Genomic DNA, 1,746 nt, shown 5'->3' on the forward strand with positions numbered 1-1,746 from the left:
CTATGGACAGACTGGGAGACGCGCACGGTGTAGCGGCTCACATCGTCATACTGCACCTACGCCACACACCGGCCGGACCTGATCCGGCTTTATGAGCATTGGGCTTTGTCAGTTGCCCAAGCGTGATGGCTTTCGCGACGCGGCGCGCCTCAGGAACTGAGCCGCGTCCAGGTCGAAACGCGGGAAAGAAAGACAGGAAACAGAATGGCCGATCAATTCGCAACGGACGTCATTGCCCTGATCAAGAAACGCGCCGAGTCGGAGAGCGGTGAGGGAATGCCTACGTCATTCGTCGGCGAGATAACAATCGCCACGGAACTGGACGCGCTCGGGTTTGATTCGCTGGGTTTGGCGGACGTCCTCTGGGATGTGGAGCAGGCCTACGGCATCAAGATCGACATGAACACGGCCGATGCCTGGTCCAATCTCAAGAATGTCGGCGACGTCGTGGAAGCCGTCCGCGGCTTGCTTGCGAAGGAGGCTTGAATGGACAGGCGCGTCGTTATCACCGGAGTGGGCGGCCTGTGCGGACTGGGCACCGACGCCGCCTCTATGTGGAAAGAGATGCGCGAAGGCCGCTCCGCCATCGGCCCGATCGCCAATTCCGAGCTTCATGACCTGGAGGGCATGACCGGCGCTGAGATCAAGGCCATGCCCCAGCACGACATCAACCGGGGGCATCTCATCTCCATGGACCGCTTCAGCTTGCTCGCCGTGCTTGCAGCGCGCGAAGCCATGCGGCAGGCCGGACTTTCCTGCGACGAGGGGAATGCCCATCGCTTCGGCGCGACAGTGGGCGTCGGATTTACCGGTTCATACGCAACAGAACAAACTTACCGCTCACTGCTTTTGGGTAGCGCAATCCGTGCTGAACTCTTCACTGGAGTAAAGGTGATGCCCAGCGCCGCTTCCGTCCATCTTAGCTTGAGCCTCGGCTTGCGCGGGCCGGTCTTCGGGGTGACCTCCGCATGTGCCTCGGCCAACCATGCGATCGCCTCGGCGGTGGACCAGATCAAGCTGGGCCGGGCCGACGTAATGGTTTCCGGAGGCAGCGACGCACCCTTCGCATGGGGCGTGCTGAAAGCATGGGAAGCAATGCGCGTGCTTTCACCCGATACCTGCCGGCCCTTCTCCGCCGATAGGAAGGGCCTGGTGCTGGGCGAGGGTGCGGGCATGGCCGTGCTGGAAAGCTACGAGCATGCCACGAGGCGTGGTGCCACAATTCTTGCCGAGATCGCCGGCGTCGGCCTTTCCGCCGATGCCTTCCACATTGCCGCGCCATCTGTCGAGGGGCCAGCGTCGGCGATGCGCGCCTGCCTTGCCGATGCCGGGCTGAATGCCGAGGACGTCGACTACCTCAACGCGCACGGCACCGGTACCAAAAGCAATGATCAGACTGAAACGGCGGCGATCAAGCGTGTGTTTGGAAACCACGCTTATTTGATGTCCATCTCTTCCACCAAGTCCACGCACGCGCATTGCCTCGGCGCAGCGAGCGCGCTTGAAATGATCGCCTGCGTGATGGCAATCCAAGAGGACGTCGTGCCGCCGACCGCCAACTATCGCGAGCCAGATCCCGCTTGCGACCTCGACATCACACCCAATGTGCCGCGCGAGCGCAAGGTGCGCGTCGCCATGAGCAACGCCTTCGCCATGGGCGGTACGAACGCAGTTCTGGCATTCAGGCAGGTGTAGAAGCCATGCAAGACGCCTCATTTGAGGTCACCTGTCGTATCTAGCTGCTTG

2 protein-coding genes are annotated in these 1,746 nt (G+C 61.7%); both read left to right on the forward strand.

Annotated elements, in window-relative coordinates:
• The first annotated feature begins 204 nt into the window (after positions 1-204).
• Positions 205-486: an acyl carrier protein gene (locus EN780_RS33465; protein ID WP_126057635.1), complete on the forward strand. Its 282-nt coding sequence runs from the start codon at positions 205-207 to the stop codon at positions 484-486.
• Positions 487-1,695 (forward strand): beta-ketoacyl-[acyl-carrier-protein] synthase family protein, encoded by a 1,209-nt coding sequence (locus tag EN780_RS33470; RefSeq protein WP_128276396.1) that lies wholly within the window; start codon positions 487-489, stop codon positions 1,693-1,695.
• Positions 1,696-1,746: the final 51 nt, after the last annotated feature.

Origin of the sequence: Mesorhizobium sp. M4B.F.Ca.ET.089.01.1.1, assembly GCF_004022605.1 — a bacterium.
Taxonomy (GTDB): Bacteria; Pseudomonadota; Alphaproteobacteria; order Rhizobiales; family Rhizobiaceae; genus Mesorhizobium; species Mesorhizobium abyssinicae.

Bases quoted from the DNA above. Each gene is read 5' to 3' on its own strand.
- EN780_RS33470 (WP_128276396.1), top strand. From the start codon at position 487: ATGGACAGGCGCGTCGTTATCACCGGAGTGGGCGGCCTGTGCGGACTG.
- EN780_RS33465 (WP_126057635.1), top strand. From the start codon at position 205: ATGGCCGATCAATTCGCAACGGACGTCATTGCCCTGATCAAGAAACGC.